The 21,007-nt window shown below is 40.6% G+C and carries 23 protein-coding genes and 1 tRNA gene; 13 read left to right on the top strand and 11 right to left on the bottom strand.

All coding sequences use genetic code 11. The features are described from left to right. Positions 1 to 39: 39 nt before the first annotated feature. From trpD to IEZ33_RS15925, 3 genes are all read left to right on the top strand, one after another. Entirely contained in the window at positions 40 to 1,062 is a 1,023-nt protein-coding gene (gene trpD / locus IEZ33_RS15935; protein ID WP_191601003.1) for an anthranilate phosphoribosyltransferase, read from the top strand. Positions 1,063 to 1,093: 31 nt separating this feature from the next. Beyond that, positions 1,094 to 1,909 (top strand): indole-3-glycerol phosphate synthase TrpC, encoded by an 816-nt coding sequence (trpC, locus tag IEZ33_RS15930; protein WP_191601002.1) that lies wholly within the window; start codon positions 1,094 to 1,096, stop codon positions 1,907 to 1,909. 94 nt (positions 1,910 to 2,003) lie between these two features. Further along, on the top strand, positions 2,004 to 2,411 hold the full coding sequence (locus IEZ33_RS15925; protein WP_191603672.1) for an OsmC family protein: 408 nt from the start codon (positions 2,004 to 2,006) through the stop codon (positions 2,409 to 2,411). Between the two features lie 116 nt (positions 2,412 to 2,527). On the opposite strand, the gene IEZ33_RS15920 is transcribed toward IEZ33_RS15925, so the two are convergent. The 7 genes from IEZ33_RS15920 to IEZ33_RS15890 all read right to left on the bottom strand — a co-directional run bounded on the left by IEZ33_RS15920 (position 2,528) and on the right by IEZ33_RS15890 (position 9,656). Further along, a complete protein-coding gene (locus IEZ33_RS15920) occupies positions 2,528 to 3,307 on the bottom strand; it encodes an NRDE family protein (protein ID WP_191601001.1) in 780 nt (259 codons plus the stop codon). 2 nt (positions 3,308 to 3,309) lie between these two features. After that, positions 3,310 to 3,843, bottom strand: a complete 534-nt coding sequence (locus IEZ33_RS15915; protein WP_191601000.1) for a DinB family protein — start codon at positions 3,841 to 3,843, stop codon at positions 3,310 to 3,312. Then, positions 3,840 to 5,657: a lysophospholipid acyltransferase family protein gene (locus IEZ33_RS15910; RefSeq protein WP_191600999.1), complete on the bottom strand. Its 1,818-nt coding sequence runs from the start codon at positions 5,655 to 5,657 to the stop codon at positions 3,840 to 3,842. Before IEZ33_RS15910 ends, IEZ33_RS15915 begins: the two co-directional genes overlap by 4 nt. Positions 5,658 to 5,660: 3 nt before the next feature. Beyond that, positions 5,661 to 6,785, bottom strand: coding sequence for a D-alanine--D-alanine ligase (locus tag IEZ33_RS15905; protein ID WP_240009556.1), 1,125 nt, complete (start codon positions 6,783 to 6,785; stop codon positions 5,661 to 5,663). Beyond that, positions 6,782 to 7,351, bottom strand: coding sequence for a DedA family protein (locus IEZ33_RS15900; RefSeq protein ID WP_191600998.1), 570 nt, complete (start codon positions 7,349 to 7,351; stop codon positions 6,782 to 6,784). The genes IEZ33_RS15905 and IEZ33_RS15900 overlap by 4 nt, the downstream gene beginning before the upstream one ends. Before the next feature lie 293 nt (positions 7,352 to 7,644). Further along, positions 7,645 to 8,613: an endonuclease/exonuclease/phosphatase family protein gene (locus tag IEZ33_RS15895; RefSeq protein ID WP_191600997.1), complete on the bottom strand. Its 969-nt coding sequence runs from the start codon at positions 8,611 to 8,613 to the stop codon at positions 7,645 to 7,647. Positions 8,614 to 9,074: 461 nt separating this feature from the next. After that, on the bottom strand, positions 9,075 to 9,656 hold the full coding sequence (locus IEZ33_RS15890) for a porin family protein (protein ID WP_206696864.1): 582 nt from the start codon (positions 9,654 to 9,656) through the stop codon (positions 9,075 to 9,077). Positions 9,657 to 10,215: 559 nt separating this feature from the next. Between IEZ33_RS15890 and IEZ33_RS15885 the strand changes: the two genes are divergently transcribed. Further along, on the top strand, positions 10,216 to 10,782 hold the full coding sequence (locus tag IEZ33_RS15885) for a BON domain-containing protein (RefSeq protein ID WP_191600995.1): 567 nt from the start codon (positions 10,216 to 10,218) through the stop codon (positions 10,780 to 10,782). Positions 10,783 to 11,210: 428 nt separating this feature from the next. On the opposite strand, the gene IEZ33_RS15880 is transcribed toward IEZ33_RS15885, so the two are convergent. The 4 genes from IEZ33_RS15880 to flgA all read right to left on the bottom strand — a co-directional run bounded on the left by IEZ33_RS15880 (position 11,211) and on the right by flgA (position 13,080). Then, a tRNA-Arg gene (locus IEZ33_RS15880) sits at positions 11,211 to 11,286 on the bottom strand. A gap of 142 nt (positions 11,287 to 11,428) precedes the next feature. After that, positions 11,429 to 11,905 carry a flagella synthesis protein FlgN gene (locus IEZ33_RS15875; protein WP_191600994.1) on the bottom strand — a complete coding sequence of 159 codons (477 nt, stop codon included), beginning with the start codon at positions 11,903 to 11,905 and terminating at the stop codon, positions 11,429 to 11,431. A 36-nt stretch (positions 11,906 to 11,941) separates the two neighbouring features. Next, positions 11,942 to 12,259 (bottom strand): flagellar biosynthesis anti-sigma factor FlgM, encoded by a 318-nt coding sequence (gene flgM, locus IEZ33_RS15870; protein WP_191600993.1) that lies wholly within the window; start codon positions 12,257 to 12,259, stop codon positions 11,942 to 11,944. A 125-nt stretch (positions 12,260 to 12,384) separates the two neighbouring features. Beyond that, positions 12,385 to 13,080 (bottom strand): flagellar basal body P-ring formation chaperone FlgA, encoded by a 696-nt coding sequence (flgA, locus tag IEZ33_RS15865; RefSeq protein WP_191600992.1) that lies wholly within the window; start codon positions 13,078 to 13,080, stop codon positions 12,385 to 12,387. A gap of 145 nt (positions 13,081 to 13,225) precedes the next feature. Between flgA and IEZ33_RS15860 the strand changes: the two genes are divergently transcribed. The 9 genes from IEZ33_RS15860 (at position 13,226) to flgH (ending at position 20,960) form a co-directional block, all read left to right on the top strand. Next, positions 13,226 to 14,161: a chemotaxis protein CheV gene (locus IEZ33_RS15860; protein ID WP_191600991.1), complete on the top strand. Its 936-nt coding sequence runs from the start codon at positions 13,226 to 13,228 to the stop codon at positions 14,159 to 14,161. A 59-nt stretch (positions 14,162 to 14,220) separates the two neighbouring features. Further along, complete coding sequence (locus IEZ33_RS15855; protein WP_191600990.1) at positions 14,221 to 15,045, top strand: CheR family methyltransferase; 825 nt, start codon at positions 14,221 to 14,223, stop codon at positions 15,043 to 15,045. A 225-nt stretch (positions 15,046 to 15,270) separates the two neighbouring features. Then, the gene (gene flgB / locus IEZ33_RS15850; RefSeq protein ID WP_191600989.1) at positions 15,271 to 15,675 is read left to right on the top strand and encodes a flagellar basal body rod protein FlgB; all 405 of its coding nucleotides are present in this window, start codon (positions 15,271 to 15,273) and stop codon (positions 15,673 to 15,675) included. A gap of 2 nt (positions 15,676 to 15,677) precedes the next feature. Then, a complete protein-coding gene (flgC, locus tag IEZ33_RS15845) occupies positions 15,678 to 16,127 on the top strand; it encodes a flagellar basal body rod protein FlgC (protein ID WP_191600988.1) in 450 nt (149 codons plus the stop codon). A gap of 10 nt (positions 16,128 to 16,137) precedes the next feature. Beyond that, positions 16,138 to 16,830: a flagellar hook assembly protein FlgD gene (locus IEZ33_RS15840; RefSeq protein ID WP_191600987.1), complete on the top strand. Its 693-nt coding sequence runs from the start codon at positions 16,138 to 16,140 to the stop codon at positions 16,828 to 16,830. A 12-nt stretch (positions 16,831 to 16,842) separates the two neighbouring features. Then, the gene (locus tag IEZ33_RS15835; RefSeq protein ID WP_191600986.1) at positions 16,843 to 18,543 is read left to right on the top strand and encodes a flagellar hook protein FlgE; all 1,701 of its coding nucleotides are present in this window, start codon (positions 16,843 to 16,845) and stop codon (positions 18,541 to 18,543) included. A 138-nt stretch (positions 18,544 to 18,681) separates the two neighbouring features. Then, positions 18,682 to 19,425, top strand: a complete 744-nt coding sequence (flgF, locus tag IEZ33_RS15830) for a flagellar basal-body rod protein FlgF (protein WP_191600985.1) — start codon at positions 18,682 to 18,684, stop codon at positions 19,423 to 19,425. A gap of 67 nt (positions 19,426 to 19,492) precedes the next feature. Further along, positions 19,493 to 20,278 carry a flagellar basal-body rod protein FlgG gene (gene flgG, locus IEZ33_RS15825; RefSeq protein ID WP_191600984.1) on the top strand — a complete coding sequence of 262 codons (786 nt, stop codon included), beginning with the start codon at positions 19,493 to 19,495 and terminating at the stop codon, positions 20,276 to 20,278. A gap of 19 nt (positions 20,279 to 20,297) precedes the next feature. Next, complete coding sequence (flgH, locus tag IEZ33_RS15820) at positions 20,298 to 20,960, top strand: flagellar basal body L-ring protein FlgH (RefSeq protein WP_191600983.1); 663 nt, start codon at positions 20,298 to 20,300, stop codon at positions 20,958 to 20,960. Positions 20,961 to 21,007 lie beyond the last annotated feature (47 nt).

The following is a 21,007-nucleotide window of genomic DNA, read 5'->3' as shown; positions in this document are numbered from 1 at the left end:
GGTAATTTATTATTTGATTCAATTCAATAGGAGTTCCTGATGGACATTAAATCGGCCATTGCCGCTGTCATTGATAAGAGAGATCTTACAATAGATGAAATGTGTGATGTGATGCGCATTATTATGACAGGTGGGGCGACTCAGGCTCAAATAGGGGGATTTTTGATTGCCCTACGGATGAAGGGGGAGACAGTCGAAGAAATTACCGCCGCGGCCAAGGTGATGCGAGAACTGTCGAATAAAGTCATTATTACACAAGAAAACCTTGTTGATACCTGTGGTACAGGCGGTGATGGCGGTAAGTTATTTAATGTGTCGACCGCTACCGCTTTTGTCGCGGCGGCGGCGGGTGCTCATGTGGCAAAACACGGTAATCGTTCTATTTCATCTAAATCCGGTAGTGCTGATTTATTAGAGTTTGCAGGCATTAATTTAAACCTAACCCCAGAGCAAGTGAGCCGATCCATTGATGAAGTTGGCTTAGGTTTTATGTTTGCGCCAAATCATCATGCGGCCATGCGACATGCCATTGGCCCGCGTAAGGAAATGGCTGTAAGAACCATTTTTAACTTACTAGGACCATTAACTAACCCTGCCGATGTAAAGAATCAAGTGTTAGGTGTGTTTGATAAACAATGGGTTCGCCCAATGGCCGAAGTGTTGCAACTGTTAGGTAGCCGCCATGCTATGGTCGTGCATTCTAAAGATGGGTTGGATGAAATTAGTATTGCCGAGCCAACCTATGTGGCCGAGTTAAAAGATGGCGTTGTCACTGAATATGAAATTCTTCCTGAAGAATATGGCATTCCTCGTCAGTCAATCGATCCGTTGCAAGTAAATGATGCAGAGGAGAGTTTTGTGTTGGTTAAGCAGGCATTGGCCGGTAAAGGCAAAGTGAATCCTGCGCGCGATATTGTGGCGTTAAATGCAGGTGCCGCGATTTATGTCTCTGGCATTGCTTCTTCATACGCCGAAGGGGTTTTGATGGCAGAAGACGTGATTGGTGGTGGTTTAGCGACCGAAAAATTGTCCGCACTTGCGAGTTTTACTCGTTGTTTTTAAAGTGTTTTCGAATAAATAGGTAAGGTTTGTCATGCAAGTTGAAACACCAACGATATTAAAAAAAATTGTTGCACGAAAGCACGAAGAGATTGCTGAGAGGAAGAGTACTGCGCCTCTTGAGAAGGTTAAAGAGGCGGCCTTAATCGCCAATAAAGAAAACCCTGTTCGAGGTTTTGCTAACGCATTGCGAGCAAAAGTAGAAAATGGTCAGTCTGGCGTTATTGCTGAAATTAAAAAAGCCTCTCCAAGCAAAGGGGTTCTACGCGAACACTTTGTACCAGCGGAGATTGCCACGTCTTATGAAAAGGGCGGCGCTGCTTGTTTGTCTATTTTGACGGATAAGGACTTCTTCCAAGGTCATGAAGATTTTTTAGTGGAAGCGCGTAATGCGTGTCGCTTACCCGTAATACGCAAAGACTTTATGGTTAACCCTTATCAAATATACGAAGCCAGAGCGATTGGAGCCGATTGTGTGCTATTAATTGCCGCCTGCTTATCGGGTGATGAGTTATTTGAGCTAGATCAATTAGCACGTGAACTCAGTATGGATGTGCTTGTTGAAGTGCATAATAGAGCAGAGCTTGAGTTGGCTTTGAAATACACGAACAGCGAGCTTTTGGGGATTAATAATCGCGATTTGCACACCTTTGATTTGAGCTTAAACAATACGTTTGACTTGCTGGATAGCATTCCTAACGATCGTTTTATTGTGACCGAAAGTGGCATTCATACTGCTGCAGACGTCGCTGCGATGAGGGCGAAAAATGTGAATGCCTTTTTAGTTGGCGAAGCCTTTATGCGAGCGGATGAACCCGGTAGTAAACTTGCTGAGCTGTTTCAAGCTTAAGTTATATGATGCTAATTGAATGATGGCCTGTCTGGTTCTGATTGTTTAGATTTGTTGCAGAACAGACTGTAAACTGAATAAAAGAGAGTAGATGATGAAAACACGTGTTGCTTGGCAAGAAGATGTGCATTTTACAGCGCAAACTGGTTCTGGATTTTCAATTGAAATTGACGGCAACCAAGAAAAAGGCGCTCGCCCAATGGAGCTAATCTTAGCGGGCCTTGGCGGTTGTACCTCCTATGACGTTGTGAAAATTTTGCAAAAAGCGCGTCAAGATGTAGTGTCTTGTGTTGCAGAAGTGGATGCCGAACGATCCGACTCTGTTCCCGCTGTATTTACTAAAATTCATATAAAATTTGTCGTCACAGGCCGTAAATTGAAACCGGCTATGGTTGAGCGTGCCGTTAAGCTATCGGCAGAAGAATACTGCTCTGCGTCATTGATGTTAGAACGTGGTGGTGTTGAAATTACCCATAGTTTTGACGTAATCGAAGTCGAATAAAATATTTCTATTTCACTTATGTAGGTCGGGATTTATCCCGACAAAACGCACATTTTGTTGTCCTGTAGGTCGGTCTTCAGGCCGACAACATGTTGATCTCCTTGACAATTGTTGCGCTAAAGCACAACCTTTTCGTTTGATTTAACCTGACCATAGGTTGATATTATTGATGATGGTTGCGCTAAAGTAGAAGCTATTTTTGTTTGTTGTTCACAAGGCGGTCCATCCCAGTATGTGTACACCACGTCATCTTGCTCAACGCTAACATGACTTAAACTGACGGTTTGAGCATCTTCCCTATGCATGCATACGGAGTTCATTGATTTACTCGGCAAATGCGATCTGTGAAAGTCAAATAATAGGCTGGCCGTTATCGTGCCCTGATGTTGTTTTAACAACGTTTGGTAGCTGTCTTGCCTATGTTGTGAGACGCTAGGGAAGTCGATTCCTGAGGAGGTGAAGGGCGATTTCACTTCTGTCCTCTTGAGGTGGGTTTTACCATCCCAGCAGACGCCATAAGGGGCTTTTTGTTCTCTAGAGAAGAGTAAGAGAGTAAAAGGCGCGTAACTCAAGACATTCAAATGCGACAATGTATCCAGCATTCTTACTAATGTGCTTTGTTCTAGTAAGCGTTTGACTAGTTGGCCGCGACTCACTAATGGCCCCTTTGGTGTGACTCCTTGATAAAAGTTCAGTAAGCAGACCGTAACGCCATTTTGAGTCACTCCCATCCAAGAGCCTAAACCCTGAGGGTCAATGGGCATGAGATAGGTGCTTTTCTGATGATCGCAGGAGAACGGTTCAGGCGGTTTTGCTTTTGCCCGACTTACCTGCTCATCACGATTAAAAAAAACCTGATAGCCATGGCTTTCGTAGAGCCAACTGATGGTACACATTACTATGAATTTACCGCGTTAATTAATTCTTGTTGGCGTACATAAGTGGCCGTTGCAGGTGCTAAGCCAAAAAATTTAGGTGTTTCTCTGTTTTGTAGTTTAACGGCGACACCGATTAAAGCCATATGATGAATGCAATGACTGGCGACGAACAGAAGCTCCCTATGAAGGTTGGAGTTAATTCGTTCAGACTGCTCTTCCTGAAGGCAGACTTCTGAGATAATGGTTATTGATGAGTCGAGAAAGTCTTGGTTTACACTGAGTAACCAGTGTTGTAGTTGCTTCAATTCAGCTTTGGCTGTATCTAAGCAGGTTTCTACTTTTGCACCTCGTCGACGGCCATTATAGTCAATGTGTTTGTTCGGCATGCCCTCTACTAACACAAGGTAGTTGTCGATGATATGTCGAATATGTTGACCAATGCTGCTGCTCATATGAGGTGAACAAATATGGCAATACGATTCTTCGTCAAGCGAGTCGAGTAGATCTTGCGCCTGATTAATGGTTTCTATATTACCTCTGATAATCGGTATCATTTTTCCTCCTGGCCGTTAGAGCTGTGACCCTCTACCTGGTGATGCTGTAGGTACGTTTCGGCGGCTTCTCTACCCATGTACTTTCCTAGAACCCTTGGGGTTAATTTTGTAAGGTCTACCGTAATAAGCCCATCGACGGTTTGATTAAAATCTGGATCCACATTAAAGCTAATAAAGCGTCCTTGTAAAGAGAGGTATTGACGTATTAAAACCGGTACCGCCGCCCCTTTCTCAAGTCGAGAGACAATATTGGATAATAGCTGTATGTCGGCTAACCCGGAGAGTAGGTTGACAGACCAAAAAGGTTTATTAGCGTGCGGGACAGGGTGCGTTGCTTCGACTAAAGCGGATCTTTCAGTATCATAAAAATGAGCGGTTAAACAGCTGACGATTAACTGATGAGTCAGTTCTTTATAATCCCCGCTTATGCTCACGGGACCGAACAAGGTCGTGTATTGAGGGTGACGAGAGACGAAAGTGGCAATGCCTTTCCATAGAAGCATAAGGGGTGATAAGCTTTTTTGGTAAGGTTTATCAATGACAGAACGACCCATTTCTATGGCATTAGGTTGAGTCGTTAGGAAATCATTATCAAACTTAAATAAAGTGCGACTGTAGAGTCCCTGCACCCCCGCATTTTTTGTGAGCGTATCAACGAGCCCTAACCTATAGGCTCCTGCAATACGTTTCTGTTCTTTATCCCAAATAAATAGATGTAAATAGCTTTCATCAAATTGATCTAGGTCGATCGCTCTGCCTGTGCCTTCTCCAACTTCTCGAAAGTTACGTTCTCGTATAATGCCTATTTGGGTCAAAATCACAGGGATTTCTGTGGCGCTTGCAATGAACACCTGAAATTGTTTTTGCTCGACTAAGCGGTTTTCATGTGAAAGCCCATCAATATCCGCGGTTAGCAGGGTGGATGAAACGTCTTCCATTAATGGTGTTACTGCTCTTTCTGGCATGGCTTTGCCGGGGGGGATTTTTTTTGTTTGAGACGTCGGTTGGTTCTGTTCCAGAAGGTAGGTATTAAGACGGAGGTAGTTGGTTATATCTTGGTCGTTATCCATCTTGCTAATTTCATGGGGTTCAATGACTGAGCCGCAGCGAATACCAATGGATTTATTCTTTTTATTAAGCAGCTCACGACCTAGTAATACGGTTCTTAATCGAGGGTGTATGTTTCCCGCTTTATAGAATAGAGGGGAGTTTTGACCTTCTATAAATACAGGTAAACAACTGGCTTTACTTGATCGAGCTAGACGACCAACAAGCCGTCCCCATGTTTTATCTTGTAATTGATTTGCTTCATCAAAAGTAGACACTTCTCCTGCTGGAAAAACCAATAATGCGCCACCAGAACTGAGGTGTAGTCCTGCGTCTTTAATGGCTTTCATATTCGTTCGACGTGCTTCTTTGGTTTCAAATACGTCCACGCCAATAAATAAATTGTCTAACTCAGGGATTCGTTTTAAAAACAAGTTCGCCATTACTTGAATATCGGGACGATACTGCATTAGCATCTTGGCTAAGATAACCCCTTCAACGCCCCCTAAAGGGTGGTTAGCAACAATAAGCAGTGGTCCTGTTTTAGGGATGTTTTCTAAGGGTTCGCCAGTGGCGTGAAATCGAATGCCCAAAGAATTCAATGTATGCGTTAAAAAGGCATAGGTATCGGTATTATCGGGACGATGTAAATAATGCTGGTGCAGTCTTTTGAGTCCGGTAATATTTTCTAGTATGGGTGCCAACCACTTCATCGCTGTTGTGGTTCTTGGTAATCGAAAAGGGCTGAATTCAGAGGTTGTTTTCATAAATTAATCCATTGATGGGTAATTAACTACCCAGCTCTTCTCTTCTCGCCAAGCGCGATACAAAGAGGATAATGAGGGGGTTTTATAGCCAGCTTTACGATTTAGATGGCCAATTTCATATAAAGTTCGATATTGATGCATTAACACTTTGATCGCGTCGGAAAGTTTTGTTTTGCTGTCCCATATATGAGTGGCCTCACTACTGGCACCATTAATTTCTAGTATCTGATAATTCTTTCCTTTCACTAATTCATCAATGTGCTTAAATTTCACATCGAGACGACCATAATGGAAATCTGGCATACCATTAAAAAATGCGTCAAGCGATGCGGTTAATTCTTGTGTGATGTAGCGGTTTCCATCTCTGAAAATGCTGCCGCCGCTATGACTGCCTGCAAACGCAATGCGAAAGGCTTCACCATCAGCAATCACTTTGTCGTGATTGGCTTTGTGTCTTGGCAAATACACATGAGATAATAGACTGGCCCTAGGGTCCGCCATGATTAGTTCTTTTAATGTGCGGCGGCCATCACCGATGACCCATGGTGTATATTTAAGCGTTATAGAGGTGATTTTTCCCTTTTTTTCACCTGGATAACGAACGTAAAACAAACCGGCTTCGGCCTGGTATTTGGATTTTTCTTGTAATAAAAAACGGGCATCATTAGGAAAAGCGCTAATGTAGTCAGTTAACTGAGTTTCGGTTTCAATTAATCTCACTCCTACACCACGGCAACCTAAATCTGGTTTGGCAACCGCTGGAAGTTGTAAGCCTTTTTTATGATAGGCTGACAAGGTGTTTTTAGCGTTTGTTGCGTCATCAAGTAGAGCCTGTTTTGTTGACGTAATGTATTCGCATAGAGACCAGCGAACGGCTTTATTGGCTTGGTCAAGAATGTCCGCTTTTGATTCACCTACCATGCCACTTAGAGGGATTCTTGGGTTGGCGATAAGTGGTAAGCCGATGTTTTTGTATTTTAGGCTAAGCACAAGACATTGAAGAGCCACAGGTGTGTACATAGCCCACGCAGGCCAGAACTCAAAGAAGGAGACCGGCTTATCTGTTACTTCTAGAGGTGGCATTCCTTCATTTATACCCTTTGGCAGTGCTACTTTTCGGATGTTCAAATTGTTTGTTCCTTTAAAAAATACACTTTTATCATTTTGTTTATTAAGAGGATGGCCATAATAAGAGTTGGGGCCAATCCCCAGCGCCATAAGGAACCCTCGACCCAAAGAGCATCACCTAAAGCAAAGACGGATGTATATATTATGATGGACCATAAGAGGGTGGCTAAACCCACAGAGATAAAGAAGGTGAAGGGCTTGATATGAAACGCCCCGCAAACTAAATAGCCTGTACCACGTAAACCTGGTAAAAAACGAATTAAAAAGACATTTATAAAAGCATTTTTTTGCAGTTTAGTTTGGATTTTTATGACTTTAGAATGCGCTAGCTTGTGTTGTACCCAATGAAATTTGTGGCTGTAACGGCCAATGTAAAAGAGGCCAATATCACCGGAGGCGATGCCTATAAAAACGGCTAAAAGACCGATGTGAATGGGGAGCGTGCCTTCAACAGACAGAAGAGCCGCACCCACAATCGCCGCATCTTCTAATAGGTATGATATTAAGATGATGCCTAACGCAATCGCATAAGGATTGTGGGACCAACTAAGTAAGGTATCGAACATAAAAATTCAACTAAGTCTGTTTCTACTGTAATAATTAAGACACAGTAAAAGACGGCAAGTTCAATTGAATTTAAAATATTTTAAAATAGAGGGGGTTCCCACTAGCGTTCGAATAGATAACTAGGTTCTTGATTTTTTTATTACTCAAATGTTAATTCTTTTACACTTACTTGCTCTATTTACTGTGTGCTCGCATTGGCTCGTTAGCGTTACCTATTCTGTGCTATTCTTTTTAAGCGTCGTGAAAGAATTTACTTAAAAATTTAAATAATGTCAGTGGTTTTGATGCGTGACTATTTTTTTATGTAAATCAACTCACTAAGTAAAGGGAAATGATCAGAGTCAATTGAAGGCATTCTTTTTATTGTACCTAATACAAAGTGTTCGCTATGAAAAATGTGGTCTAGGGGCCAGCGCATAAAAAAATAGTCTGCATGGAAGGTGTTAAACATTCCTCTACCAATTCTAGGATCTTTTAGGCCGCTAATACGTCTAAACGCTCTCGTTGTTGGCGACCAGGCCACATCATTTAAATCTCCTGTTACGATTGTTGGCTCTGTTTTCTCCCTTACTTTTTTAGCTATTAACAATAATTCTTTATCCCTTGGTTTTGAACTTTGATTTTCAGTAGGGCTTGGCGGAGCTGGGTGGAGAAAGTGGCATTTTACTTTTGTTTCATCTTTTAACCGTAGATAGCAGTGAATTGATGGCACGTTATCTTCAATCAGATCTAACACGTCGACATCTTCCAATTTATATTTACTGTACAGATGAATACCATACAGATTATCTAGAGGACGATTGACTCTGTAGGGATAGTCAATATGTAAAGGGCTAAGAGCGTCCTGCCACCATGTATCTGTTTCAAGCGTCACTAAGACATCAGGTTGATGTAACCTTACTAATGAGATTAATTTTTCAGCTGAATGGTTTGTCATTAATACATTACTTGTCATTATTTTTATGGCGTGTTCATGATTCGCTGCAGATGATTTCGGTACTTGAATAGGGCAAAAGGGGGTATACGGAAATATCCAAAAAAATTGATAAAGGGAAGCAAAGCCATTTATGGCAACTAACATTATTTGCGTTGTTGATGAAGTGAGGAAAAAACTAGCGACTAATATACATACGTTAATGATGGCAATTTGTACTCTAGGAAACTCCCATACTCGACAAAGCCAGTGATTAGATGGCAATAATGGCGCTAAAGTTACGGTAAGCATAATGACGGTGAGGATGATTAACAGAGTGTCTAACATTTTTACCCTTGTTTAGGATGACTATAAAAATGGAGTGAAACAAGTATGTAGTGCTCCTGAAACGCTAACGTAAGCTCTTGATACTCGTTAATAAATACAATACCCACGTTACCGGCTTGTACATTTTTTAGCTTCACTGACGACTTGCACATAATGTATGTAAAAGAAAAGTAATTACTCCGCCGTTACATTAATGACTCAGTATCTAATTTTTCATCACAAGTAAATTCAAAACTAGATTCTGAGCATTTAGAGTTTTGTAAAACATTATTGAGCAAAACTCTCGCTTTAATTAGAAATGTGCAACCGTTTATAAAATCAAATCCAAAAAATACGTGTTTAGAGAAATGATTTAAATTGCAATTAATAAAATGTGTCTAGCTGTATTCTTATAAAAAAGGGTTAATTCCTTTGTCTATAATAACGTCCATAGGCTGGATAAAACACATTGACTGTCGTTATTAAAACTTAAATTCGAACCCTAAAGATGCATGCTTCAAATCTGTGGAAAAATCAGCATTATCAATATCATCTGTTGCGCTATCTACATTTAAATCATTGTCATATACAGTGTAGTCTAACTTAACCGTCAAATCTTTGTTAATATGGTAACTAACACCAAGACCAGCGAACAAACCTTCATCATCAATGTCGTCTCTAACACCAAGAACAGAATAATCGGTTTCGTACCAGAGCTGCCCACCGCGAACATAAACGCTAACGTTGTCTGATACAGGCATACCTAGCTTAATACCTAAGGTAAGTCCTTTAGTATCAGCGTTAGCTAACTCATTCCCGTAGTGACCAAAATCAATAAAGCCACCCTCAATAGCAAAGTACTGATTCGCCCCATAACCTAAGAAGGCTTGATAGGCCTCTTTATTATCATCAAAATTATCGTCACCGTCTGCTCGTAAATAACCATAGCCTGCGCCAATGTAAAGTCCTTTCGCGTCATTTTCGGCATTATATTCTTGTGCTTGTACGTTAGAGTTTAAAAAACCAGCGGTAATAAGTGCTCCTAACAATAATGATTTTTTCATTTCATGCTCCATTGTTGTTTGTCATTAATTACACTGAATGTTGTTATCCAGATATATATTCATAATCAAATTCCATGCCAAGGTAAAACGCCTTTAAATGATGTTTTTTGATTGATTAATAATCAAATTCTTGTGCATTATGAAAATTTTATAATTGACTGTGAAAAAATTACCTATTAATTAGGCTGTATTTTAGTTTGTTTAAGGTAAGTAATTGGTGGTGGTTGATATAATAGATTTTTACCGGAAATGGAAAGTAAAATAGATTTCATTAATATAACTTGGTTTACTCGTTTTAAAGAAACCTCCGGTAAAGTAGTGGATAGAATTTCTCCATAATACATAGGATTTTTTTATAAATAGGATGTACCACATCGAATCCGCGGGTTAAAGGTTGATTTTATTATGTGTAACTATTACCTGTTCACCGGTAATAGTTACAGTAGTGTGTTGTCATTATGATAATAAAAATTCATAACTTGTTGTTTTTTATGAAAATTAAATGTTGGCATCAATTTTGATATATCCTTAGTGAATTTTAATAATAGGAGAATACATTATGAAAAAATCAATTCTTTCAATGATTGTGGCAACGGCTATTACGGCTACTTCTTTAAATGTTAATGCCGAGAACACTTGGGAAGGTGGCGCTAAAGATGCCTGGATTGATGGTAAAGCCGAATCAACGCTGCTTTTTAATGGAAATTTAAATTCGTTCGATATTAATACCGACGTTAAAAACGGTACTGTTATTTTAACTGGTAAGGTTAATAATTTTGTAGATAAAGCCTTAGCAGAAGAACTGGTAGCTTCGCTTGAAGGTGTTACTAAAGTAGATAATAGGCTCACTGTCATTGACGAAAAAACACATGAAGAAGATTCGAAGATGATGCAAAGTCTTAAAGATTCAAAAATTGAAACAGTAGTTAAATCAAAATTTTTATTTGATTCACAAGTGAGCGGGTTAGATATAGAAGTAGAAGTTAAAAATGGAATTGTAACGCTTGTTGGTGAAGTAGAATCAGATTCTGAAAGAGATCTTGCGTTTACTATGGCTAAAAATACTAACGATGTAACGAGTGTTGTTAATAAATTAAAAGTAACAGACTTAGTCGCGAGTAATTAATAGGTTAATTATTGGGTTTACCCGCGCCTAGCTTGGCGCGGTCCCTTTTAATTTATGAAAATTTAAATGTATAAAATTATTCGATCCTACATATAATTTCTAATTTTAAACGACCAAAATATCGCTATTCTATGTGGGCTACGGCTGAGTTCAAATGTAGGATAGTTTTTCTGGTTTATCGGTCAGTGCGATGTTTTTAACGGCATCGAAGACGTCGTGTACGTTTTCCGTGAAGAAGTCTTTTTGCTTTACTAAAAGTGTTTTTATATTGGTATAAGGTGTCAAAAAACGACGTTTTGATGTGCATATACGAGTGACATGATGGGGGGCTTTTAGGTTAGACGGTTGTGAAAGAGTTAAGTATTTGAGAATAGTCGCATTCAATAGGTATACACGTTTTATTAAGTACATGCCTGTATTGATAAAGATGGTGTCCTCACCAGGACTCGAACCTGGAATAGCCGCTTAGGAGGCGGCAGGTATATCCTGTTTACCTATGAGGACGTATGTTGTTTTTTTTGAGCTCAGTAGAGACTTCTAGATTACTTGCATAAGAAGTGATTGATTTTATACATTATTTTTCGATATACGGCAAATAAAATAGAATTTAATTTTTTTCAACAATACGGGTTTGCTTGCTAAAGGTTTATGCTCGACCTATCGTGTGTTTACTGCTTACAGGGTTTGTGCCACCTTTTGCTGTGTAAACTCGACTTTTTTTGTCTGTGCCTTTAAGTATCTCTAGAAGCGTTTTGTTGCGTTGTTGCGAAATATTTAGAACTTGCTCATTGTTATGGTTTTTAACTTTACAGTTTTCTAGTAACACTTCACATTGAGTAACAAGGTCAATTAATTTTGGATTGGATGATTTCGTGTGTAGCCATTTTTTAAATTGGCCTTCTTCCGCTTTTTTCTGATCAATAATGCCAAATTTGAGTAGCAACGAATGTCGTTTGATGTTTAATGCATCGAGTTCATCTAGGATGACGCTCTTTTGTTTTGAGAGTGTTAAAATTTTATCTGGGTCTAATTGAGCAAGGGCGTCTCGTTCATTGTCTAATAGTTCAGACAATGACACTAAAAGTTCTTTGTTGCGAGCAAAAATTGGTTCGACAGGGACCATATAATCAGCTTAAGCGTTAAATAGAGACATTTTTAATTAAGAAAAAAGAGCATCGATGTGTTGCATGTTGCTTGCTAATTTCTGAGTATCTATTTTGTACTCTCCAGACGCAATTTCCTGTTTAATTCGTTCCACTTTGTCCATATCAATGACTGGAAGACTGGATATCTTCGCTTCTTGATCTTTTAAAACCTGAGCCGCGCCACTAAGTTGCACTGTGTCTTCTGCAAGTGTTTCTTTGCTTGATACAGTTTGCCCTGTTTGGTTGTCGGTCGATTCAGTCGTTTTTTGTAACCGATCATTTTTGCCAATGCTCGCCTGATTACCTAAACCATTACCAATATTAATTGCCATAACCTAGTCCCGCCCCTGAAAATTTGTCTCTTAAAGCAATTATCGACCATTAAATGAGAAACTTTAGATTTTTATCGAATATTCTCGCTAACATTTTGTTAGATAGGCTATCTCGTACTGTCGTTTCAATAGTTTACAAGAATCTCGTTGCTCGATACAACTTTTCCGTACACTATTCGACCAGAACTTATGTTTTTTACTCGAATCTGTTGTCCTAAAATGCCATTTTCGAGTGATTCTCCGTTCATTTTAACACTAATCGTATTGCTTTGGGCTCTTATCATTACTCGAGCGCCTTTTTTGACAATAATTGGAAGCTCTGTCAATTTGTCTGTTATAACGGTGTTAATATTGATATTACGTGACGCGATGAAGCCAAAAGGTGTGTTTTTTTCATTATAAATATCGCCTCTCAGTTCAGTTATATCTACTTTGATCAAGTCGGTGTTAGTTGGATTAATGGTTTGTTTTCTTGAAATAGGACTGATAGCAACATAAGCATCCAAGAGTATTTTTTGATTAACTGGGACGTAAAACTTCCAAGCGGGGGACGTACATTCAACCGTGTACGTTGTCCGTTTTCGAGCATCACGTCGGGAATTGGTTATAGAAAGGTTGTTTTCTATGCAGGTGGGTAAGTAGCTGAAGTCGGCTCTGTTTTCTAACTCAATATCAATGTCGGCATTTGGATAACGTGCGGCCAACCTAGGCTTTTCATTATGTTCAATAAAGTCAGCAATATAGGTTTGTAAATCCGTTGCGTGGGAAACAGAGACAAAACTGTAAATGATAAAGACGAGAAACGATTTTTTTTTGATCATATTGGTAAATATCTCACAGTTTTGACTCTAAGTTTGCATAAGATATTAGTAAAATAGCAAATATCACTCTATGATTGGATGATATTTACATATTCTTTTAGAGGTTCGCCTTGGCGACACATTAAGGTTCATAGGAGATAAAGTTATGGCCGGAGTTCTCGATACAGTTAACCAGCGTACCCAACTTGTTGGTGAGAACCGTCTGGAGTTGTTGTTATTTCGCTTGAATGGAAAACAAATTTACGGCATTAACGTTTTTAAAGTGAAAGAAGTTCTGCAATGCCCAAAGCTAACAACAATGCCTCATAGTAGCCCTGTTGTTCGTGGGGTCGCTCACATTCGTGGAGGAACAATACCTATATTGGATTTGGGTTTGGCCACAGGTGATAGGCCTATTGAAAACATCAGTCAGTGTTTTGTCATCATTACTGAATACAATCGTCGGATTCAAGGTTTCTTGGTGAAAGGTGTTGAGCGTATCGTTAATATGAACTGGAGTGATATTCAGCCACCACCAAAAGGCTTACTGCATGATAATTATCTGACGGCTGTCTGCCAAGTCGACAAGCATATGGTTGAGATTATTGATGTAGAGCAGATTCTTTCTGAAGTCGCACCCACTAAACAAGATATTTCTGTTGGCATTGTTACGGATTCTGTGACAGAAAATGCTAAGCAGCATCATATTTTGATTGTTGATGACTCTAGTGTGGCCCGTAAACAGATTAAGCGTTGTATGGAAGACGTTGGTTTTGCGACCACTGTTTTATGCGATGGACGTGAAGCATTAGAATACCTTCAAAATATTGCCGATGATGGCGGTGATGTTACGACAGAATTCTCTATGGTGATTTCTGATATAGAAATGCCTGAAATGGATGGTTATACGTTAACCACTCAAATACGAAACGACAGTCGATTAAGTGATTTGTTTATTCTATTACATACGTCACTGAGTGGAGTATTTAATGAGGCCATGGTTAAAAAAGTGGGTGCAGATGGGTTTTTGGCAAAATTCCAACCTGATGAATTGGCTCGTTTAGCAATTGAAACTGTCCAAGCTCAAGGTGAAGATGAGTAATTTAAAGGTATGTCAACATATAGCATTTATGTTTGGTTTTATGCTTTTTGGGAGTGAGAATGTTAAGTAGTACAAGTGTAATAACGCCACAGGGATACATAAAGTTTAGGCAATACTTGGAAAAAGTATGCGGTATTATGTTGAGTGACAATAAGCAATATTTGGTTGCTAGTAGGCTTGGAAAATTAATTGAAAGAGAAGGCATTGCTAAATTAGAAGACCTGGTTTCATTATTGGAAAGAAATAGCAAATTGAAAGAAGAAGTTATTAATGCTATGACGACTAATGAAACGTTATGGTTTCGAGATTCCCATCCCTTCGATATCCTGAAAAAATTAATATTACCTGAGTTGTCGGATAGACCAATTAGAATTTGGTCAGCGGCGGCTTCAACGGGTCAAGAAGCTTATTCGATCAGTATGGTTATTGATGAATACAAGTCAATGAATCCTGGAAAGCTTAGAGCGGGCGAAAAAATTATTGCGACAGATATTTGTACTAATATTTTACAGCACGCAAAACAGGCTGAGTACGACAGTCTGGCCATTGTTCGCGGTCTAAACGAAAGTATGCAAAAGCGATACTTTGATAAATTAGACAGTGGCTCTTGGAGAATCAAATCCCCTATAAAGAGTAGAGTGGACTTTCGTTATTTGAATTTAATCGATTCTTATGCGGGTTTGGGTAAGTTTGATGTGATATTTTGTCGTAATGTACTGATTTATTTTTCCGCCGAGTTAAAACTTGATATTCTCACTAGAATGCACAAAGCACTTAACCCTGGTGGTTATCTGTTCTTAGGTGGTTCCGAGGCGTTGAGTGGGCTCTCATCTTTGTTTGAAATTGTTCAGTGCCATCCTGGTATTGTCTACCGAGTTAAGTGATCAAAAAGGGCTCTCTTGTGACGTGTTGAGCCCTTAAATTGTCTGTTTCTGTCCGTTTTTTATCTTCTGCTTCATTTCTTTTTCCTACTGCCTCTCTGTTGCCGCTTTTTGCCGTTTTTAAAATAGAATAAAACTAACCTGTTGAAATATATGGTTTTTATTTTCTGGCATTCATTTTGCTTAATCAATAGTAGATTGAATTAAGTTATAAATAAGGTTATCGATATGGCTATTACATTTGAAGGCGCGTTGGCTGGGCATGATAAAACATTGTTGTACCGTAGTGCTCGTTCAGCCGTTCTGGCAAATAACATAGCTAATGCGGATACGCCAAACTTTAAAGCTCGTGATATTAGCTTTGAGTCTATGATGCAAGACGCGACTCGAAATCAATTATCTATGACGGCGACAAGTGATAAGCATTTTTCAAAGTCGTCAGGTTTTTCCGCTGTTGATTCTGATGAATTACTGTATCGCACGCCAAGTCAACCATCTATTGATGGTAATACGGTTGATATGCAAAGAGAGCAGGCTGAGTTTGCACAAAACTCACTGCAGTTTGATACCAGTTTCCTGTTTTTGGATAGGAAGATTAGTGGTATGAAGAAAGCTCTATCAGGAGGGCAATAAGTATGTCTTTAAATAATATTTTTGCCATCGCTGGCTCGGCAATGAGCGCTCAAAGTGTTCGTTTAAATACGGTTGCCAGTAATATTGCGAATGTTGACAGTGTCTCAAGCTCTGCCGATCAAACCTATCGCGCTCGCAAACCTGTTTTTGCTGAAATGTTTGATCAATCGATGCAAGCGCATGGTTGGAATAATGTTAACGATAATGGCATGGGAGCTGGCATCGGCGTTCAAGTTAAGGGGATTATTGAGTCTGATGCGCCTTTAGAACCAAGGTATGAGCCTGATCACCCTATGGCAAATGAAAGCGGTTTTGTGTTTTATCCAAACGTAAACCCTGTAGAGGAAATGGCCGATATGATGTCTGCTTCTCGCTCTTTTCAAACAAACGTTGAGATCATGAACTCTGCTAAAAGTATGATGCAGAAAGTCTTGACGCTTGGTCAATCTTAAGGGGTGATGTATGGCTGAAGTAAATAATGGTTTAAACAGTTTGATTGCCCAGTATGGCACTGATAAGGCTAAGGCGTCTGCAGGTATTGATTCTCAAACGGCTGTTGAAAAGGCGAGCATTGGGGATCAAGATGTCTTTATGACGCTCTATATTGAGCAGCTTAAAAATCAAGACCCAACGGCGCCGCAAGATACCAATGACATGGTGGCGCAAATGTCTCAGTTTAATCAAGTAGAGCAACTTGGGACAATTTCTTCACGGTTAGAAAACATGGCGGCCTCAATAACATCAAGTCAAGCTTTGGGAGCGACGACCTTGGTTGGAAAGTCTGTGTTCGTTTCGCAGAAGTCGGCTGAGCTTTCTGAGAATGGCCTTATTGATGTGAGGGTCAGTATTCCAGAGGATGCGAAATCGACACGTCTGACGGTTTCTGATGCGAATGGCCGTGTCATTGATGAGTTTGATTTATCGTCGAATGAGTTTAAATGGGATGGCATGGATAAAGATGGCAATCCTTTGCCACCTGGCAATTATCAGTTTTCTGCGTCCTCACAAACCTTTGAGGGTGACGTGGTTGAGTTATCTACCTTGCTTCCTTCGAAGATTCAGGGTGTCACAATTAATGGTGCTAATGGTACCGAACTTAATGTTGCTGGTCATGGTAAATTAAAATTGTCTGGTGAATTGGAAATAGTAGGTTAATCGGAGGGCGTTATGGGATTTAATACAGCACTTTCAGGCATCAAAGCTTCTGCGGATTTTTTGAGTGTTACAGGTAATAATATAGCAAACTCCGATACGACTGGCTTTAAACGCTCTCGTGTTGAGTTCGGAGATCTTTATAATACGAGCGTCTTGGGTGCAGGTAGTAGTAATGCTATCGGTTCTGGTGTCAGTGTGAATAATGTGGCCCAGCAGTTTGCTCCTGGTAATATTTCTGATACAGGGAGCAACCTTGATTTAGCGGTTGATGGAACTGGCTTCTTTGTTTTGGATGTGGGGGGGACTCAGGCGTTTACGCGAGCGGGTGACTTCAAATTAGATGAAGAAGGTTATCTGGTAACGAACGATGGCGCAAATGTTCAAGGCTATAATGCCGTTGAAGGTATCATTGGTGGTAATCTTGAAAATCTAATTGTGCCCACTGAGCGTATTGCGCCGCAAGCTACAACGGCCATTTCAATTCAGGCTAACTTAGATTCGGAGTCTGAAGACGTTCCTGCTTACATAGACGCTATTTTTGATCCAACGGATCCTGAGACCTTTAATTATACTCAAACACAGACGGTGGCGGATGGGCAGGTGCCTCCTCAAAATCACATCGTTACTTACTTTTATGCTAAATCTGAACTGCCTAATACGTATCAGGTTTATGCAACCGTTGATGGGTCTCCTGTTGATGATGCGGGTAACGAATGGTTAGCCGATCAACATATTACTTTTAATGGTGCCGATGGTTATCGAGATTCAGTTGGGGTTATTCAACCTGGAGGATCTCAGGTTCTTTATTCAGGCGCGGGAGAGCCGGAAGTCACTGATATTACTAACTTGGTTCAAGCTGATTTTGCCTTAGCAGGCAATTTAAATGGTATTGCGATTGCTGATACATTGACGGTTGCTAATGTGATTGAGCCGACGAATGTGGCGAGGAAGTCTTTCGATCCTGCCGACCCAGCAAGCTATACTTACGGTAATACGAAGAATATTTATGACACACTGGGTGAGAAGCACACAGTGGGTTATTATTTTATTCAGCAAGGTGAGTCGAATACGTACGAATTGAAAGTGACGGTTGATGGTAAGCAAACGTTTACTGATCCGGTTACGGCGGCTGAGACGCGTTTTGTACCAGAAGATACGGTTGTGACATTTGATGCGGCGGGTAATTTATCGGGTACGTATGAAGGGTTTCCTCCTTTTGCTATCTCTTCACCTATTCAGCTTTCAATTACTGGTTTTGATCCAACTGATCCAACGGCGACTATTCCTGTGGATCTTACTGGAACAACGCAATACGCGTTAACCAGTACGGACCGATTTGAGCAAGATGGTTTTGCGGCTGGTGAGTTACAAGGAGTGTCTTTTGATGAAGATGGCTTTTTGATGGCGACCTATACAAATCAACAAACGGCGGTTTTAGGTCAGATTGCATTGGCTACATTTGATAATACGGATGGGTTGAGTCCTGCTGGTGATACGGCTTGGGTGGCAAGCTCAAGCTCCGGAGTGGCAAACATTGGCCGAGCGAATACAGGTACGTTAGGTGGTATTCGTGGGGGCGCTCTTGAGGAGTCCAACGTTGATTTAACCTCTGAACTGGTTGCTTTGATTGAAGCTCAGAGAAACTATCAAGCCAACTCTAAAACCTTAGAGACAGAGAATACGGTTACTCAGACGATAATTAACTTACGTTAATAGGTTGAAATACCAAGCCCTTCCTTATGATAGGGAGGGCTTTTGTGCGTCTGTTGTTTCTGTATTTCTTTGTGCTCATTCCTATTGGCATATTTTTTGTATTGTATTAGCTAGATTCTTATTTTGAGGGTATGGCTAATGGATAGAGCACTCTATTTAGCAATGAGCGGCGGCAAGCAGACAATGCATGCTCAGTCGATTCATGCAAACAACTTGGCTAATGTCAGTACTACCGGCTTTCGTTCTGATTTTGAACAAGCCCGTTCAATGCAAATTAACGGTGAGCATTTTCCGTCCCGCGTTTTTGCTATGACGGAAAACCCTGGAACCCGATTTGAAGCGGGCAATCTCATTCAAACAAGTCGTGACCTTGATATTGCTGTGCAAGATAAGGGGTTCATCACGGTACAGGATGAGCTTGGCCGTGAGGCTTACACCCGCGCAGGGGATTTGCAAATAACGTCTATTGGTCAGCTGGTGACCGGTACAGGTTTGCCAGTCATGGGCAATGCCGGTCCAATTTTCCTTCCTCCTCTCGATAAAATTACCATTGGCGACGATGGCACCATTTCTATTATTCCACAAGGTGCTGGCTTGGCTGAAACGGCTGTTATTAACCAACTTAAAATCGTTGATCCAGATACTAAGCAATTAGAGAAGGGTAACAGTGGCTTGATTTACGGTAAAGAGGGGCAGACATTTGAGCAGAACCCGAATGCGAAAGTGATATCGGGCTTTTTAGAGAGCAGTAACGTCAATGCTGTCGAAGAGATGACGCATATCATGAGTCTGTCTCGCCGCTTTGAGTTAAATATTAAGGTAATGGACACCGTTAGGAACAATGAAAATGCATCGGCACGCATATTGCAGCGTAATGCGTAAACAGTGATTGTAGTATGAGAAGGCAAACGGATGTTTGTTTTGAAAAGAATTTTTTATAGGTGAAAGTATGCATTCAGCTCTTTGGATTAGTAAAACTGGGTTAAGCGCAATGGATAAGCAATTGTCTGTTGTTTCAAATAACTTAGCGAACATTTCGACTGTTGGATTTAAAAAAGACAGGGCTGTATTTGAAGACCTTTTGTACCATACGGTTAGGCAACCTGGCGGTTTGAGTACTCAGAATAATGAGCTTCCTTCAGGTCTGCAAATTGGTTCTGGTGTTCGTGTTACGGCGACTCAAAAGGACTTTTCTGAGGGGGATTACAACGTTACGGACAGGCAGTTGGATGTGGCTATTCAGGGTGACGGCTTTTTTCAAGTGCTGCAACCTGATGGTTCTATTGGCTATACAAGAGACGGTAGTTTTCAATTGAGCAGCAATGGTCAAATCGTGACACCAAATGGTTTGCCTCTTGAGCCTGCCGTGACAATCGATCCCGATGTGGTGGAAATCACGATTGGTGACGATGGTGTCGTTTCTGTGCTTAGGGCTGGGGAAACGGATACCCAAGAAGTGGGCGCTATTAACATCGCCGGTTTTATTAACTCTTCTGGACTGGCTGCGCTAGGGCAAAACTTATTTGCGGAAACAAATGCCAGTGGCGCGCCTATTGTTGGTGTTCCTGGTGAAGATTCACTTGGCGAACTTCGTCAGGGGATGTTGGAGGCATCGAATGTCAATTCGGTCGAAGAGCTGGTGAATATGATTACGACTCAAAGAGCCTATGAGATGAATTCTAAAGTCATTTCTACAGCGGATTCAATGTTAGGTTTTGTTACTCAGCAGCTCTAATAAGTGAATAGGTGAAAGTATGAGATTGTTTATATTGGCGGCTTTAGGTGTTTGGTTAACGGGCTGTGCGGTAGTGGAGCCAACCCCGACCTCTGATGATCCTTTTTATGCGCCTGTCATTCAAGAAAATATACAAGCAAACCGAAACGCGGATGGCGGTATTTATCAGGCGGGAATGGGGGATATTTTCTTTGGAGACAAAAAGGCGAGACGGATTGGTGATATTCTGACGATAAACTTGAGTGAAAGTACTCGGTCTACTAAGTCAAATGATGCTAGTGTGTCTAAGTCGTCCTCATCAACTATTTCAAATCCTACTTTATTAGGCATTCCGATTGGTTTGGATACAAATTTACCCAGTACGAACAGTGACTTTTCAGGCAGTGCTGATGCCAATCAAAGTAATAGTTTATCCGGTAGTATTACGGTTACCGTGTATGATATTTATCCAAATGGTCTGCTGGCAATACGTGGTGAAAAATGGATTACCCTAAACCGTGGTCAAGAGTACATTCGAGTGTCTGGTCTGGTTAGAGAGTCTGATATCAGTGCGGAAAACACAGTAAGTTCCACTCGATTAGCGGATGCTCGTATTGCGTATTCCGGTACAGGTGAACTTTCAGAAGGCAGTAAGCAGGGTTGGTTGAGTCGATTTGTTAACTCAAGTTGGATGCCGTTTTGATGCTTTTGTCGAACGGTTTGCTATGAACGCTTTTTATTTTGTCAGGT

It is taken from the genome of Marinomonas algicola (assembly GCF_014805825.1).
In the GTDB taxonomy this organism is placed as follows: Bacteria; Pseudomonadota; Gammaproteobacteria; order Pseudomonadales; family Marinomonadaceae; genus Marinomonas; species Marinomonas algicola.
Note: the sequence above shows the minus strand (reverse complement) of the source record. Positions and strands in the feature narration are given on the sequence as shown.

Excerpts from the sequence above, each read along its gene's own strand:
- flgF (WP_191600985.1), top strand. The coding sequence starts at position 18,682 with ATGGATAGAGCACTCTATTTAGCAATGAGCGGCGGCAAGCAGACAATG.
- trpD (WP_191601003.1), top strand. The coding sequence starts at position 40 with ATGGACATTAAATCGGCCATTGCCGCTGTCATTGATAAGAGAGATCTT.
- flgH (WP_191600983.1), top strand. The coding sequence starts at position 20,298 with ATGAGATTGTTTATATTGGCGGCTTTAGGTGTTTGGTTAACGGGCTGT.
- IEZ33_RS15925 (WP_191603672.1), top strand. The coding sequence starts at position 2,004 with ATGAAAACACGTGTTGCTTGGCAAGAAGATGTGCATTTTACAGCGCAA.
- IEZ33_RS15855 (WP_191600990.1), top strand. The coding sequence starts at position 14,221 with ATGTTAAGTAGTACAAGTGTAATAACGCCACAGGGATACATAAAGTTT.
- IEZ33_RS15920 (WP_191601001.1), bottom strand. The coding sequence starts at position 3,307 with ATGTGTACCATCAGTTGGCTCTACGAAAGCCATGGCTATCAGGTTTTT.
- IEZ33_RS15900 (WP_191600998.1), bottom strand. The coding sequence starts at position 7,351 with ATGTTCGATACCTTACTTAGTTGGTCCCACAATCCTTATGCGATTGCG.
- flgA (WP_191600992.1), bottom strand. The coding sequence starts at position 13,080 with ATGATCAAAAAAAAATCGTTTCTCGTCTTTATCATTTACAGTTTTGTC.
- IEZ33_RS15895 (WP_191600997.1), bottom strand. The coding sequence starts at position 8,613 with ATGTTAGACACTCTGTTAATCATCCTCACCGTCATTATGCTTACCGTA.
- IEZ33_RS15890 (WP_206696864.1), bottom strand. The coding sequence starts at position 9,656 with ATGAAAAAATCATTATTGTTAGGAGCACTTATTACCGCTGGTTTTTTA.
- trpC (WP_191601002.1), top strand. The coding sequence starts at position 1,094 with ATGCAAGTTGAAACACCAACGATATTAAAAAAAATTGTTGCACGAAAG.
- IEZ33_RS15885 (WP_191600995.1), top strand. The coding sequence starts at position 10,216 with ATGAAAAAATCAATTCTTTCAATGATTGTGGCAACGGCTATTACGGCT.
- IEZ33_RS15860 (WP_191600991.1), top strand. The coding sequence starts at position 13,226 with ATGGCCGGAGTTCTCGATACAGTTAACCAGCGTACCCAACTTGTTGGT.
- flgM (WP_191600993.1), bottom strand. The coding sequence starts at position 12,259 with ATGGCAATTAATATTGGTAATGGTTTAGGTAATCAGGCGAGCATTGGC.
- IEZ33_RS15910 (WP_191600999.1), bottom strand. The coding sequence starts at position 5,657 with ATGAAAACAACCTCTGAATTCAGCCCTTTTCGATTACCAAGAACCACA.
- IEZ33_RS15835 (WP_191600986.1), top strand. The coding sequence starts at position 16,843 with ATGGGATTTAATACAGCACTTTCAGGCATCAAAGCTTCTGCGGATTTT.
- IEZ33_RS15875 (WP_191600994.1), bottom strand. The coding sequence starts at position 11,905 with ATGGTCCCTGTCGAACCAATTTTTGCTCGCAACAAAGAACTTTTAGTG.
- flgC (WP_191600988.1), top strand. The coding sequence starts at position 15,678 with ATGTCTTTAAATAATATTTTTGCCATCGCTGGCTCGGCAATGAGCGCT.
- IEZ33_RS15915 (WP_191601000.1), bottom strand. The coding sequence starts at position 3,843 with ATGATACCGATTATCAGAGGTAATATAGAAACCATTAATCAGGCGCAA.
- flgG (WP_191600984.1), top strand. The coding sequence starts at position 19,493 with ATGCATTCAGCTCTTTGGATTAGTAAAACTGGGTTAAGCGCAATGGAT.
- IEZ33_RS15840 (WP_191600987.1), top strand. The coding sequence starts at position 16,138 with ATGGCTGAAGTAAATAATGGTTTAAACAGTTTGATTGCCCAGTATGGC.
- flgB (WP_191600989.1), top strand. The coding sequence starts at position 15,271 with ATGGCTATTACATTTGAAGGCGCGTTGGCTGGGCATGATAAAACATTG.